The following is a 12,973-nucleotide window of genomic DNA, read 5'->3' on the forward strand; positions in this document are numbered from 1 at the left end:
CCCGTTCTGTGGAGAGGCCTTGAAAATCTCGAAAGGCCTTAACCCTAACGCGCAATGTGAAACGGAAGGCTGCTGGATGTGCGAGCGCCGCATTGCGATCTCACCCGAGATTCCGTCGAACGTCGCGGCCTGGAACCGCCGCCCCCCTGTAGTTCATGGATGGCCGGATAGGGAACAGATCGCGCGGGTGATCGATCCGCTGCTGTTCGAGCTTAAGGACGCCCTGGACAATGCCGAGGGCGAGCCGGAACAACTGCGTCGAGACGCGACCGAGCACCATGACCGCAAGGCCGTCCTCGCATACGCCAGGGCCGACGCCATCCTCTCCCGCCTAGCCTCTCAGGAAGTCGAAAACGCTCGCCTCCGCACGGCCCTCTCGCGCCAGAACGAGGACATCAGCCAGACGCTCGGAAAGGCGCTTGGCTATCCTTGGTTCGCGGACGATGCGGTCAACTTCCCCGGCTCGACCGAGGCGGATGGCGTCTGCGTCGGGGACCATGTTGCGGAGAGTATCGCAGACGAAGCGGCCCGGCGGATCAGGGCTCAGGAAGAGACGATCAGGGCGGACGGGGAGGCCGCTGCACGGTATCGCTATTTGCGCGGGCGTGATCCTGGCCCTGAGAACGAACTGCCCGACGCCGGTCCATTCATCGGGCTGGTTCCCGAGAACATGATCCTGACCGAGGAAGACGCTGACGCTGCCGTTGACGAAGCCCGCGCCCGTCTCTCAGCACGACAGACTCCCCTTACCGATGGAGAGGGGGGCAAAAGAGCCGCCGCGCTGTCCGAGTTGGCGGCGCTGGATGGTGAGACCCTGGATCTTCCCCTCCGCGACCACCCCCTGAAAGGACCGAGCCCCGATGACCGACAATAGCCGTGACGGGCACGAAGGCGCAGCCGTAGTCTCCACTGACTCCCCCGATGAACTGGCGATGGCCGTAGAGCTATTGAACGGCGTGACGACCGCTGCGGGCAAGTTCGTCTCGCTTTCGACCCGAGGACACGTCGCTGCGTGGCGAATCCACAAAGCCATCCGTCTCATCCTCTCCCGCCTAGCCTCTCAGGAAGCCGAGAACGCCCGACTGCTGAACGCTTTCGACGGGCTGGGATTTGAACCCCCTACCTCCGGGGAGAGCGGGACATGACCGCGAACGATAACAAGGTCCGTGCGCCTGCCCCCGATCCGCTGGCCTATGGGGTGAAGGATGCAGCCGCCGCCATGTCCGTCAGCGAGTCCACCGTCTGGACCTGGATCAGGGAGGGGCGGATCGTCGCCGTCAAGCTGGCGGGGCGGACGGTGATTGCGCGGACGGAGCTGCTTCGCCTGCTGGGGCAAGAGGCGGCCTGATGAAATCCGCCCAATCCGTCAGCAGCAGGCGGCGCTTCCGCAAGGCCTCGCCCCGGCGATAGGCCCGCTCGGTCGCGTCGCCGAACAGGTGCGCCAGCGCGGCCTCCACAATCTCGCGCGGGTGATCCGTCTCCTCGTAGGCCCAATCCCTGAACGTGGACCGGAAGCCGTGCGGAACGGCCCGGCCCCCGACGATGCGGGCGACCAGCGCATCCATCGTCCGCGCCGACATCGACCGGCCCCGCGCCTGCCCCGGAAAGATCAGCGCGGCCGGGTCGGCTTCCATTATGATGACCGCCTCACGCGAGGCGAGAGCCTGGGGCGTCAACGGGATGCGGAACTCGCGCGGGTTCTGTCCCTTCATATGATCGGCCGGAACCGTCCAGACGCCGTCCGCGACTTCGGCATGACGGGCCAGCAAGGTCATCCCCTCTCGCGCGACGGTGTAGATCGTCCATTCGAGCGCGCGGGCGGATGATTCCGTCTTCGCCTGCAATTCGAGCATGAACGCGGGCATCTCCTGATAGGGGAGGGCGGGATGGTGTTTGACCTTGCGGGTCTGCTTCGGCAGCAGCCGGTCAAGATGGCCCTTGAGCCTCGCCGGGTTCCTGATCTCGCCGTCGCGCCAACCCTTCACCGCCGCGAAGTCCAGCAGGCTTTCGATCCGCTGGCGCAGCTTGCGGCCGGTCTCCCCGCTTTTCCAATAGGGGCGAACCGCCTTCACCACGTCGTCGGTGTCGATCACGTCAACCGGCTTTTTCTCCAGCGATCCGGCATGGACAAGAAGCGACCGGGTCCAGAGGCTTTCCGTGTTTCCGCTCCAGCCGGACGCCATCTCGGCTATCATGACCGTGGCGGCGTCAGAGAACGTCGGAGACGGGCCGCGCGGGGCTTTGGGGTCGTCGCCGCGTCGGATGGCTTGCCGGGCGTCCTGCGCCTTCTGGCGGGCATCCGCGAGGGAAACGTCCCGCACGTTCCCCAGGCCGAACTCCCGCCGCCTGCCGTGAACCGCGATCAGCAGCGACCATCGCTTGGCCCCGCCGTCGTCAACGACTAGATAGAGGCCGTCGCCGTCAGCGTGGCGACCGGGGCGGGCGATCGTCTGCACCGACCGCGCCGTCAGCCTGTTAACCGCCCTCGCCATTCCGCCCCACTTTGAACCCCACCCGGTGACGCCCCATTGGATTGCAGGACATTGAACCGGGCCGATACGCCTAGAGCCGGACAGGCCCGCCGCGCAAGGGTTTCAGGCCAGTTGTCCGCACCGGACTGGAGTGGTTCACAGGGTGTTTACAACACTGCGAAGGTCGGCGAAAGAGGGGCATGACTGCCCTGACGCTGATTTTCGACTTCGATTCGACGCTTGTGCGCATCGAAACCCTCGAAGCCCTCGCAGATATCGCCCTTGAGGGGCATGTCGATGCTGCATCGATCCGGGCGCAGATTGCCTCCCTGACCGATCGCGCCATGGCCGGCGAGATCGATTTCGGCGAGGCGTTGCGGGCCCGCCTGGCCATGCTGCCCCTGACCCGGGCGCATGTTCTGGCTCTGGCGGACCGCATCCTCGACGAGGGCACCCCGTCGGTACGGCGGAACCTGCGCTTCTTCAACGAGAACGCGGCGAACATCATCATCCTGTCGGGCGGCTTCCGCGAGGTGATCGCGCCCGTGGCCGAGCGCCTGGGTGTGTCGCCGGACCGCGTGATCTGCAACGACCTGATCTACGACGCCGACGGCGTGGTGACCGGCGTGGACGACGCCAACCCGCTGTCGCACGAGAACGGCAAGCCGACCGTGATCAAGGCCTTGGGCCTCAAGGGCCCGGTGGTCATGGTCGGCGACGGCTGGAACGACGCCGAGGTCAGGCTGGGCGGGGCCGCTGACCGGTTCTACGCCTTCACCGAGATCGCGCGCCGCGACAAGGTCGTGGCCGTGGCCGACGGTGAGGCGAAATCCATCGACGAACTGCTGCACGCCGAGGGCCTGGCCGGGCGCTGGTCCTATCCGCGCAGCCGCATCCGCATGCTGTTGCTGGAAAACATTCACCCCGCCGCCGTCGAGCGGCTGGAGGAGGCGGGCTATTCCGTCGAGACGATAAAGGGGGCGCTCGACGAGGCAGACCTGATCGAGAAGATCAAGGGCGTCCATGTCCTGGGCATCCGCTCCAAGACCAATGTCACTGAGGCTGTGCTGGAGGCGGCGGACCGGCTGCTGGCCATTGCCGCCTTCTGCATCGGCACGAACCAGATCGACCTCGACGCCGCTGCCGCCAGGGGCGTGGCCGTCTTCAACGCGCCCTACTCCAACACCCGCAGCGTTGTCGAACTGGCCATCGGTCTGACCATCACCTTGATGCGCGACGTGGTCGACAAGTCGGCGGCCATGCACACCGGCAAGTGGAACAAGTCGGCCGACGGCTCGCGCGAGCTCCGGGGCAAGACCCTGGGCATCGTTGGCTACGGTGCCATCGGATCCCAGCTGTCGGTCCTGGCCGAGGCCCTTGGGATGCGCGTCATCTTCCACGACCTGTCAGAACGGCTGGCGCTGGGCAATGCCAAGCGAATGCGGTCGCTGGACGCCCTTCTGGCCGAGGCCGACGTGGTCACCCTTCACGTCGACGGGCGGCAGGAGAATACCAATCTGATCGGCCCGGCCCAGTTCCAGATGATGCGGGAGGGGACCCTGTTCCTGAACCTGTCCCGCGGCCATGTCGTCAACGTCGGGGCCCTGGCCCAGGCGATCCAGGGAGGCCGGATCGGCGGCGCTGCGCTCGACGTCTTCCCCGAGGAGCCACGTACCAACGCCGACCCCTTCGACAGCCCGCTGATGGGGCTGAAAAACGTCATCCTGACCCCCCACATCGGCGGTTCGACCGAGGAGGCCCAGGAAGCCATTGCCGAGTTCGCGGCCGAACGGCTGCTGGGCTATCTGAACCGGGGCGACACCACCTTCTGCGTCAACCTGCCTAACGTGCAGCTGGCCGAGGTTTCGGGCGGCCATCGCATTCTGCACATCCACAGGAACCAGCCAGGCGTCATGGCCGAGTTGAACCGTGAGCTGTCGGCGGCCGGGCTGAACATTCTCGGCCAGCACCTGAAGACCGACGAACGCACTGGCTACGTCATCACCGACGTGGACCGCGACTATGACCCGCAGGCGCTCCGTGTCCTGAAGGGTGTGGCAGGAACGCTGCGCTTCCGGCTTCTGCACTGATTTTTCGCCTGATCTGGCCGGAAAACCGCTCACACTGTTCCGGATCAGGCGCGAAGCTTCCCCGGCGGCATCTTGCACTCCCGCAAAACGGGCGCAGACTGTGGTGGAACGGTCGTGCTCAATCGACCGACGGGAGGAAGACCATGTCACGCTATCTTCGCGGCGCAGCCCTGGCTGCGTTGACGCTCGCTGCATCCGCCGCGCTCGCCACCACTGCCTCGGCCCAATCCTATGGTCGCCTGGTCGTTTTTGGTGACAGCCTGAGCGACAACGGCAACCTGTTTCTGGCGAGCGGCCGGACCCAACCCACATCGCCCCCCTATTTCCAGGGCCGATTCTCCAACGGTCCCGTCTTTACCGAACGGCTGGGCTTCAACACCTCAAACTTCAATGGCCCGGTCACGGGCAACATCAACTACGCCTACGGCGGGTCGCGGACAGACAACAACGTCGCCTTCCCGCCCGGCATGCGCCAGCAGCTGACGACCTATACGGCTGCGGGCGGGACGTTCGGCAGCCGCGACCTGGTCAGTGTCCTGGGCGGCGCCAACAACATCTTCCAGGCGCTGGGCGCGTTCGCGGTTCTGCCGCCGGCGTCGCAGGGCAATCCCACGGGCTTCATGAACCCGGTTCTGAACGCTGCCGTCGCCGACATGAGCTTCATCGTCAACGACATCGCCTCGCGTGGTGCCGGGACCATCCTGGTGACCAACCTGCCGCGCCTGGGCACCACGCCCCAGTTCCGGCCGACGCCTCTGGCGGGCCTGGCCGATTACTCCGGTTCTACCTTCAACAGCAGCCTGCAGACGGCGCTGATCGCGCTGGCCCCGACCCGGCCGGGCACCAACATCATCCTCTTCGATCTGGCCAAGATATCCGACATTCTGACCGCCGACCCTGCCCGGTTCGGACTGGCCAACACGACCGATTCCTGCCTCGTCGGAGCCACGGTGTGTGCCAATCCGAACAGCTTCCTGTTCTTCGACGGCGTTCACCCGACCTCGGCCGGGCACGCGCTGCTCGCCAGCCTTTCGGCCGACTACCTCTACTATGCCAACAGGGCTGCGGAATCGACGATCCAGGGCGAGACCGCCTATCGCCACCGCGAGGATGCGCTTGAGGCCGCGACCGATCGCCTGGCAGGCCAGGGTCCCTGGGAAGCCGGGACGTCGGTCTCGGTCGGTGCGACTTATGATGCCGGCGGCTTCGACCAGCGGGGCTTCGTCTCGCAGGGCAAGACCGAGAGCCGTGGCGTGCGCATGATGCTGGAATCCGGCACCGAGACGATGCGCGTCGGCATTGCCGGCAGCTATCGCAATGCCGAAGTCGCGGCCGGCCCCGCGAGCTTCGACCTGAACACGCTGGCGTTCGACGCCTACGGCGGCCTGCGGTCCGGCAATCTGTTCGTGAACGCGGCCGCTGGCGTGGCCAGCGAGGACTTCAACGACATTACGCGCGTCAGCTCGCTGGCGGCATTGGTGATGAAGGGATCCACGCGGGGCTTCAGCACCGGCGCGCGTCTGCAAGGCGGCCTGTGGTTCGACGCCGGCGGCATCGCGATCTCGCCGCGCGTAGCGGTCACCTATGCCAACGCCGACATCGACGGCTACACCGAACAGGGCCTGGCCGCGTCGTACGAATACCGCGACCGCTCGGTGAAGGGCACGACCGCCGAGGTGTCCGTGCGGGCCGAGGGCGACATGGGCGGCTTTGGCGTCTTCGTCGAGGGCGGCTATCGCGACAGCCTGGACGACAGCTCCGACGCTGTCCGTGTCGGCATCGCCGGCAACTCGGCCCAGGTTCTGGCGCGCAGCTACGAGGAGCCGTTTGGCGGCTCGATGCTGGCTGCCGTGGGGGTCTCCGGCCAGATGGGTCCGATCAACGTCGAGATCGGCTATCGCGGCCGCTTCGGCGACAGCGCCGACAGCCACACCGGCGCGATCACCCTCACTCTGCCGCTGTAAGGCCAAGCCTTCGAAGTCATTGGAAAGCGCGTCGGCCCCAGCGGTCGGCGCGCTTTTCGCTTGCCCGGTTCCGAGGGTGCGACTCCTTGGCACCATGCCTGCCCCAAAGTCGCCCCAGGGATCGTTAATACGGGCGTTCGCCGAAGCGCGCGCCGGTCCTCGATCTGTGCCCACTGGCGTCCATTGCTTTTCAAAAGCGCCACCGAGCCGACGACTTCATGCGCCGACTGTTTCCGACCGCCCGTGCCTTCCTGACCCACTCCGGACAGACAGCCGCCCTCATCGGCGTCGCCGTCCTGGCCATGGCCATGGCGCCTGCGGACCGGGAACCCCGGACCGAGACCCTGGTCCTGCCGGAGCTGCCGCCCGTGACGGCTGTAGCCGAGCCGGCGGGACCTCTGACCCGTCCCATGACCTTTGAGGAGCCGGTGCGTGGTTTCGCCATCAATTCCAGCTTTGGCATGCGCCGCCTGGGGGGCGAGCCAGGGGCCCGGATGCACAAGGGCGTCGATATCGCTGCGCCGCGGGGCACTGCGGTCTATTCAGCGGCCGAGGGCGAGATCGTCCGTATCGGTCATCAGCCTGCGGGCTATGGCAACTTCATCGAGATGCGCCACCCGAACGGCATGACGACGATGTACGCCCATCTGAGCCGCATCGACGTGGCGTCCGGCGACCGCGTGCTGACGGGCGAGCGGATCGGCCTGGTCGGCTCAACCGGCTATTCCACCGGTCCCCACCTGCATTTCGAAGTCCGTCGCGGTGGAGCCCAGGTGAACCCGTCCCGTGTCGTGGGCCAGACCTTCCAGGTCGTCGTCGCCGACTGACGTCGAATCCGGTTTCCATGTAAAGCGTCCTTTGCTACCCCTAGGTCTGAAGTTGACCGGGGGATGAGTATGGCGGCCTTGACGCTCGAAGGCGTGAGCAAGCGCTACGGCGACTTTCAGGCGGTGAAGGATCTGAGTTTTCAGGTCGGAAAGGGTGCCATCTGCGGCTTCCTGGGGCCCAACGGCGCCGGCAAGACCTCGACCATCCGCATGATCCTGGGCCTGCAGTCTGCGTCGTCGGGTACGATCGACATCCTCGGGGCCTCTGACGGGCGCAAGGTCCGAGATCGCATCGGCTTCCTCCCGGAGGAGCGTGGCCTCTACAAGAAGATGACACCCGTCGAGGCGATCGCCTTCTTCGGCTCACTGAAGGGCCTGCCGACGCGTGAAGGCAAGCGCCGCGCCCGTGAGATGCTGGAGGCCCAGGGCCTCGGCGCGTCTCAGAAAAAGAAGATGAAGGAGCTGTCCAAGGGGATGGCGCAGAAGGTCCAGTTGATCGCCTCGGTCGTGCATCGGCCGGAGTTCGTGATCCTCGATGAGCCTTTCTCCGGCCTCGACCCCGTCAATCAGCAGGGGCTGGAGGCGGTGATCCGCGACCTGGCGGCCAACGGCGCGACCGTCCTGTTCTCTACCCACGTGATGCAGCACGCCGAACGGCTGTGTGACCAGGTTGTGCTGATGGCGCGGGGGCGTAAGGCGTTCGACGGCACGGTGGCTGAGGCGCGGGCGACCTCGCGACGGTTCCTCGAGCTGGAAGGCGAAATCACGGCCGAGGCCGTGGCGGCCCTGCCGGGCGTGACTGGCGTCGAGGTCGTTTCGGATCAGGGCGGTGTGCGGGTGCTCAAGGGTGCCCTGGCCAGCGGGGCCGGCGGGCAGGAGGCGTTGAAGACCGCCTTCATCAGCGGCCTCGACGTGCGCCGGTTCGAGCTGAAGGAACCGACCCTTCATGACGCCTTCATCGACCTGACCGGCGACCATCCGGATCAGGACCAGAGCGTGGCCCGACCTGCCGCCAAATCGGAGGTGAGCCAATGAACCGCATCCTGCTGATCGCCCAGCGTGAGTTCCTCGCCTACGCCAAGACGGTCGGGTTCTGGCTGTCCTTGCTGGCCTTCCCCCTGTTCGCCGTGCTCGGCGGGGCCGTGCCTTTGCTGATGCGCGGCGCCGATCCTGTGCGCGCCGTGGTCCTGATTGAAGAGGGCCCGGCCGCGACCGGCCTGGCCGCCGCGGTGAAGGGTGCGCTGGCCGCCGACGCCGAACGACAGGCGGAACGCGCCCGCGAAGCCGCCGAGAAGGCCGCGGCATCGTCCGGGGCGCCTCCCGGTGCGGCGGAGAGCGCGATCGCCTCCATGACCCGGTCGCGCATCCGGTTTGTCGATGCCCCCGCCGATCTGGCGGGTGCGGAGACCGGCGCGGCCCAGGAGGTCGTGGTGCGCCGCTATCTGACCGACGAGACGCCCAAGGCGCAGCGGCTGGACGCCGTCGTCTTCCTGAGTCGATCGGACGACGGGCCGGCGGCCCGGGTCTGGGCGGCGCGGGCGACCGACGACACGGTCGAGGACTTCGTGCGCCGGACCTTGCGGGACGAGAACCGCGACACGGTCCTGCGTGAGGCCGGGATTGACCGGGCCGTGGTCGAGCGGGTCGACGCCTTCCGACCCGAGATCAACGTCTTCTCGCCCCGGTCAGCCGGAGGAGGGGAGGTGTCGTTCAAGGATCGCCTGCCCGGCATCATCGGCCTGGCCTTCAGCTTCATCCTGTGGTCGCTGATCATCACCGGCGCCTCGATCCTGCTGAACAGCGTGATGGAGGAGAAGTCGAACAAGATCCTCGAGGTCCTGCTGTCGTCGGCCTCGGCGACCGAGATCCTGACCGGCAAGGTGTTGGGCGTGGCGATGCTGACCCTGTCGGTGCTGGTCGTCTGGGGCGGAATCGGAGCGGCGGGGCTGATCACGGCGGCACCCTCGGTGGCGGGGGACGTGGCCTCGGTGCTGATGACCGACGGGCTGATCTTCTACTTCCTTGGCTATATCGTCGGCGGCTATCTGATGTACGCGGTCCTGTTCGCGGCCATCGGGGCCTTCTGCGAGACGCCACGCGACGCCCAGACGCTCATGGGGCCGATCATGATGGTGCTGGTCGTGCCCTTGCTGGTCGTCCAGATGGCGCTGGTGAACCCGGATGCGCCGGCGGTGAAGTTCCTGTCCTGGGTGCCCTTCTTCACCCCCTTCCTGATGAGCGCCCGGGCACCGTCGGGGCCGCCGATGATCGAGATCATCGGCACGATGGCGGGGATGTTCGCGGTGGCGCTGCTGATGGTGTGGCTGGCCGGGCGGGCGTTCCGGGCAGGGGCGCTGTCGGACGTGAAACTGAGCTGGAAGAGCTTCGGTCAGGCGATGAGCGGCGGGGGAAGGTAGGCCTGTAACCCTCTCCCCTTGCGGGAGAGGGAGGTCGCGCACGGCGGCGTAGCCGTCGTTCTGGCGCGAGCGGGTGAGGGGTGTCGCCGGGCGCTCACCGGTTAGGCGGGGCGACCCCTCACCCTTTCGGCTTGGCGCATCGCCGCGCTCTGCGAGCCTCAAGCCCTCTCCCGCAAGGGGAGAGGGCAAATAAAAAGGCCGCCCCGGTTTCCCGGGGCGGCCTTTGAAATCTTGACCTGCGTCGCGGCCTCAGGCGCGCGGGACGCGGGGCTTCGGAGGCGGCAGCAGGCCTTCGCGCTGCATACGCTTGCGGGCCAGTTTGCGGGCGCGACGAACGGCCTCTGCCTTCTGGCGAGCGCGCTTCTCCGAGGGCTTCTCGTAGTGCACGTGGCGCTTCATTTCACGGAAGCTGCCTTCGCGTTGCATCTTCTTCTTGAGGGCTTTCAGCGCTTGATCGACGTTATTATCGCGAACGAAAATCTGTACCAGGTTGAACTCTCCTTTGGCCGCCCGCCGCGTCCTTGAGAGGCGGGCAGACAAATAAAATCGGTTCCCGCGGGCGACAGCCCGGCGAGCGAAGGCGTGCGGATACACCAAGCCCCGGCCTCTGTCCAGATCGTCACAGCGCTTCCGTAGCGCTCGCGATCCCGCTGTGACGGGCGTATCATGGCGAAATGATCGATGCGCCACACCTGTCGAACGCGCCTGAGGCCGATTGGGCTGACCGGATGGAGCAGACCGTGCTCGATTCGGCGCTGGGCCTGGCTCCACGGCTGGGCTGGAACGGCCGGATGGTGCGCGAGGCCTGCGCGGCGAACGGGCTGAGCGAAGGCGATCAGGAGCTGCTGCTGCCCAACGGCGCGCGCGATCTGGCGGTCCTGCTGTGGCGTCGGCATGACGATCAGGCCCTGGCGGCGCTGGGCGATCCGGCTGCGCTGAAGATCCGCGAGCGGATCGCCAGAGCCGTCTCGACCCGGCTGGAGGTCGCGGCGGCGGATGCGGAGGCCGAGAAGCGGCTGTCGGGCTTTCTGGCCCTGCCGACCAATGTCGATCTGGTGCCGGGCCTGACCTGGGCGACGGCGGACCGGCTGTGGCGCTGGGCCGGGGATACGGCGACCGACTGGAACCACTATTCGAAGCGGACCATCCTGTCGGGCATATTGATCCCGGCGATGACCTTGCGCCTGTTCGACGGCAAGGATGCCGCCGACGCCTTCGTCGCCGCCCGGATCGAGAACGTCATGGCCTTCGAGAAGTGGAAGGCGGGCAAGGACTTTGATGCGCCGGTGCGCAGGGTCACCGAGATGCTGAGCCGGCTGCGGTATCCTCAGCGGAGCTAGCGGCTGCCTCTGCGGCCGCGCGGGCATCGGCTCTGTTATCCCTCAGCGCTGCGTCACGCCCCGCCTGTGAGCCGAGACTGTAGGATGCGAGATAGATCGCACCCAGACCGACAAGGCCGGCCACGATCTTCGCATGGGGGTGGCTTCTGACCGTGGAGCTCGTGAGCGAGACCGGGATCAGCAGAAGCAGGGCGAGGGAGATGACGATCGGCAACGGCATGATCGCACTTTGGCATACATCTCGACACATGCAAGGGTAGATCAGGCGAGCGGTTTCACCCGGTTCACGTGCGCCATCTTGCGGCCGGGGCGGGCCTCGGCCTTGCCGTAGAGGTGCAGGCGCTGGTCGGGTTTGGCAGCCAGTTTCGACCATTGCTCGACCTCGTCGCCGAGCAGGTTGGTCATCTCGACCCTGGCGTGGGCCTTCGTCGGTCCGAGCGGCCAGCCGGCGACGGCACGGATATGCTGTTCGAACTGGTCGCAGACACAGCCGTCCTGGGTCCAGTGGCCGGTGTTGTGGACGCGGGGGGCGATCTCGTTGACCAGAAGTTCGCCATTGCCGAGATCGAACAGCTCGATGCCCACGACGCCGACATAGGCGAGGCCTTCCAGCACGGCCGTGGCGATGGCCCTGGCGCGCTTCAGGGTTTTCGCATCGACCTGGACCGGGGCGTGGGTGGTGCGCAGGACGCCGCCCGAGTGGTGGTTCTCGCCCAGGGGATAGACGGCGATCGCGCCGTCACGGCCCCGGGCAGCAATGATCGACAGTTCGCGCGTGAAGGCGGCGCGGGCCTCGAGGATGGCGGGACGGCCGCCGAGCTCGGCGAGGGCGGCCCCGGCCTGTTTCGGTGACTTGATCCAGACCTGGCCCTTGCCGTCGTATCCGTCACGGCGGGTCTTGAGCAGGGCGGGCGTGCCGAGCGTCTCAAGCGCGGCTTGGAGGTCATCGAGGCTGTCGACGGCGGCGAAGGCGACCGTGGGGGCGCCGACGGCGTTCAGGAAGGTCTTCTCGTCGACCCGGTCCTGGGCCACGGCGAGGGCCGTCGGCCCGGGGGCGACGAGGGCACCGGCCCCGGCCAGCCGCTCGACCGAGGCGGCGGGGACGTTCTCGAACTCGAAGGTGACCACGTCGCAGACGCGGCCGAAGACGTTCAGGGCCGTCGGGTCGTCATAGGGGGCGACAATCTGGCCGCGCGAGACGCGACCGGCGGGGCTGTTCTCCTCCGGGTCGAGGATGACGACGTCGAAGCCGAGCCGCGAGGCGGCCTGGGACAGCATCCGGCCGAGCTGGCCGCCGCCGAGGATGCCGATGGTCGAACCGGGCGGGAGAGGGGCGGGCAGGGCTGATTCAGACAGAACGGACACTCAGTCTTCGACCGTCTCTTGGACCGACCCGGTCAGGGCTTCGCGGAAGGCGTCCAGCCGACCGGCCAGGGACTCATCGTTCAGGGCCAGGATCTGGGCGGCGAGGATGCCGGCGTTCTTTGCGCCTGCCTCGCCGATGGCCAGGGTGGCGACCGGGACGCCGCCGGGCATCTGCACGATCGACAGCAGGCTGTCGAGGCCATTCAGCGCCTTCGACTGGACCGGCACGCCCAGCACCGGTAGCGGCGTCATCGAGGCGGCCATGCCGGGCAGGTGGGCAGCTCCGCCGGCGCCGGCGATGATGACCTTGAAGCCCGCAGCCTTCGCGCCGCCGGCGAAGTCGAACAGGCGCTGCGGCGTGCGGTGGGCCGAGACGACGCGCGCGTCCCAGGCGACACCCAGACGGTCGAGCATATCGGCCGCGTGCTTCATGGTGGGCCAGTCCGAGCGGCTGCCCATGATGATCGCCACCGGCGGGGTCGTCGTCGCCATGCTGTGT

The 12,973-nt window shown here is 67.1% G+C and carries 13 protein-coding genes; 9 read left to right on the forward strand and 4 right to left on the reverse strand.

What is annotated here, in order from left to right:
* Window positions 1–19: 19 nt before the first annotated feature.
* From ACW18A_RS05985 to ACW18A_RS05995, 3 genes are read left to right on the forward strand one after another with little or no spacing between them, the layout of a single operon-like run.
* A complete protein-coding gene (locus tag ACW18A_RS05985) occupies window positions 20–874 on the forward strand; it encodes a hypothetical protein (protein WP_492023885.1) in 855 nt (284 codons plus the stop codon).
* Window positions 861–1,145 (forward strand): hypothetical protein, encoded by a 285-nt coding sequence (locus tag ACW18A_RS05990; protein WP_492023886.1) that lies wholly within the window; start codon window positions 861–863, stop codon window positions 1,143–1,145. The genes ACW18A_RS05985 and ACW18A_RS05990 overlap by 14 nt, the downstream gene beginning before the upstream one ends.
* Window positions 1,142–1,348, forward strand: coding sequence for a helix-turn-helix domain-containing protein (locus ACW18A_RS05995; RefSeq protein ID WP_492023887.1), 207 nt, complete (start codon window positions 1,142–1,144; stop codon window positions 1,346–1,348). Before ACW18A_RS05990 ends, ACW18A_RS05995 begins: the two co-directional genes overlap by 4 nt.
* On the opposite strand, the gene ACW18A_RS06000 is transcribed toward ACW18A_RS05995, so the two are convergent.
* Entirely contained in the window at window positions 1,278–2,492 is a 1,215-nt protein-coding gene (locus ACW18A_RS06000) for a tyrosine-type recombinase/integrase (RefSeq protein ID WP_492023888.1), read from the reverse strand. The genes ACW18A_RS05995 and ACW18A_RS06000 overlap by 71 nt on opposite strands.
* 179 nt (window positions 2,493–2,671) lie before the next feature.
* Here ACW18A_RS06000 and serA point away from each other — a divergent pair, with 179 nt between their 5' ends.
* From serA to ACW18A_RS06025, 5 genes are all read left to right on the forward strand, one after another.
* A complete protein-coding gene (serA, locus tag ACW18A_RS06005; protein WP_492023889.1) occupies window positions 2,672–4,561 on the forward strand; it encodes a phosphoglycerate dehydrogenase in 1,890 nt (629 codons plus the stop codon).
* 143 nt (window positions 4,562–4,704) lie between these two features.
* Window positions 4,705–6,525 carry an autotransporter domain-containing protein gene (locus tag ACW18A_RS06010; protein WP_492023890.1) on the forward strand — a complete coding sequence of 607 codons (1,821 nt, stop codon included), beginning with the start codon at window positions 4,705–4,707 and terminating at the stop codon, window positions 6,523–6,525.
* 218 nt (window positions 6,526–6,743) lie between these two features.
* Entirely contained in the window at window positions 6,744–7,352 is a 609-nt protein-coding gene (locus ACW18A_RS06015; RefSeq protein WP_492023891.1) for a M23 family metallopeptidase, read from the forward strand.
* A gap of 69 nt (window positions 7,353–7,421) precedes the next feature.
* Window positions 7,422–8,387 carry an ABC transporter ATP-binding protein gene (locus tag ACW18A_RS06020; RefSeq protein ID WP_492023892.1) on the forward strand — a complete coding sequence of 322 codons (966 nt, stop codon included), beginning with the start codon at window positions 7,422–7,424 and terminating at the stop codon, window positions 8,385–8,387.
* Window positions 8,384–9,769 (forward strand): ABC transporter permease, encoded by a 1,386-nt coding sequence (locus tag ACW18A_RS06025; RefSeq protein WP_492023893.1) that lies wholly within the window; start codon window positions 8,384–8,386, stop codon window positions 9,767–9,769. Before ACW18A_RS06020 ends, ACW18A_RS06025 begins: the two co-directional genes overlap by 4 nt.
* Window positions 9,770–10,018: 249 nt before the next feature.
* On the opposite strand, the gene rpsU is transcribed toward ACW18A_RS06025, so the two are convergent.
* On the reverse strand, window positions 10,019–10,258 hold the full coding sequence (rpsU, locus tag ACW18A_RS06030; RefSeq protein WP_298161710.1) for a 30S ribosomal protein S21: 240 nt from the start codon (window positions 10,256–10,258) through the stop codon (window positions 10,019–10,021).
* A 185-nt stretch (window positions 10,259–10,443) separates the two neighbouring features.
* On the opposite strand from rpsU, the gene ACW18A_RS06035 reads away from it, so the two are divergent.
* Window positions 10,444–11,109, forward strand: a complete 666-nt coding sequence (locus ACW18A_RS06035; protein ID WP_492023894.1) for a COQ9 family protein — start codon at window positions 10,444–10,446, stop codon at window positions 11,107–11,109.
* A 261-nt stretch (window positions 11,110–11,370) separates the two neighbouring features.
* Here ACW18A_RS06035 and ACW18A_RS06040 read toward each other — a convergent pair whose 3' ends face one another.
* Window positions 11,371–12,387: a 5-(carboxyamino)imidazole ribonucleotide synthase gene (locus ACW18A_RS06040; RefSeq protein WP_492024345.1), complete on the reverse strand. Its 1,017-nt coding sequence runs from the start codon at window positions 12,385–12,387 to the stop codon at window positions 11,371–11,373.
* 87 nt (window positions 12,388–12,474) lie between these two features.
* Window positions 12,475–12,966, reverse strand: a complete 492-nt coding sequence (purE, locus tag ACW18A_RS06045) for a 5-(carboxyamino)imidazole ribonucleotide mutase (protein ID WP_492023895.1) — start codon at window positions 12,964–12,966, stop codon at window positions 12,475–12,477.
* Window positions 12,967–12,973: the final 7 nt, after the last annotated feature.

The organism is Brevundimonas sp. AVps5 (assembly GCF_058681515.1).

Coding starts and splice junctions, on each gene's coding strand:
- ACW18A_RS05995 (WP_492023887.1), top strand. CDS start 1,142: ATGACCGCGAACGATAACAAGGTCCGTGCGCCTGCCCCCGATCCGCTG.
- ACW18A_RS06040 (WP_492024345.1), bottom strand. CDS start 12,387: ATGCTGTCCCAGGCCGCCTCGCGGCTCGGCTTCGACGTCGTCATCCTC.
- purE (WP_492023895.1), bottom strand. CDS start 12,966: ATGGCGACGACGACCCCGCCGGTGGCGATCATCATGGGCAGCCGCTCG.
- ACW18A_RS06000 (WP_492023888.1), bottom strand. CDS start 2,492: ATGGCGAGGGCGGTTAACAGGCTGACGGCGCGGTCGGTGCAGACGATC.
- ACW18A_RS06010 (WP_492023890.1), top strand. CDS start 4,705: ATGTCACGCTATCTTCGCGGCGCAGCCCTGGCTGCGTTGACGCTCGCT.
- serA (WP_492023889.1), top strand. CDS start 2,672: ATGACTGCCCTGACGCTGATTTTCGACTTCGATTCGACGCTTGTGCGC.
- ACW18A_RS05990 (WP_492023886.1), top strand. CDS start 861: ATGACCGACAATAGCCGTGACGGGCACGAAGGCGCAGCCGTAGTCTCC.
- ACW18A_RS06025 (WP_492023893.1), top strand. CDS start 8,384: ATGAACCGCATCCTGCTGATCGCCCAGCGTGAGTTCCTCGCCTACGCC.
- ACW18A_RS06035 (WP_492023894.1), top strand. CDS start 10,444: ATGATCGATGCGCCACACCTGTCGAACGCGCCTGAGGCCGATTGGGCT.
- ACW18A_RS06015 (WP_492023891.1), top strand. CDS start 6,744: ATGCGCCGACTGTTTCCGACCGCCCGTGCCTTCCTGACCCACTCCGGA.
- ACW18A_RS06020 (WP_492023892.1), top strand. CDS start 7,422: ATGGCGGCCTTGACGCTCGAAGGCGTGAGCAAGCGCTACGGCGACTTT.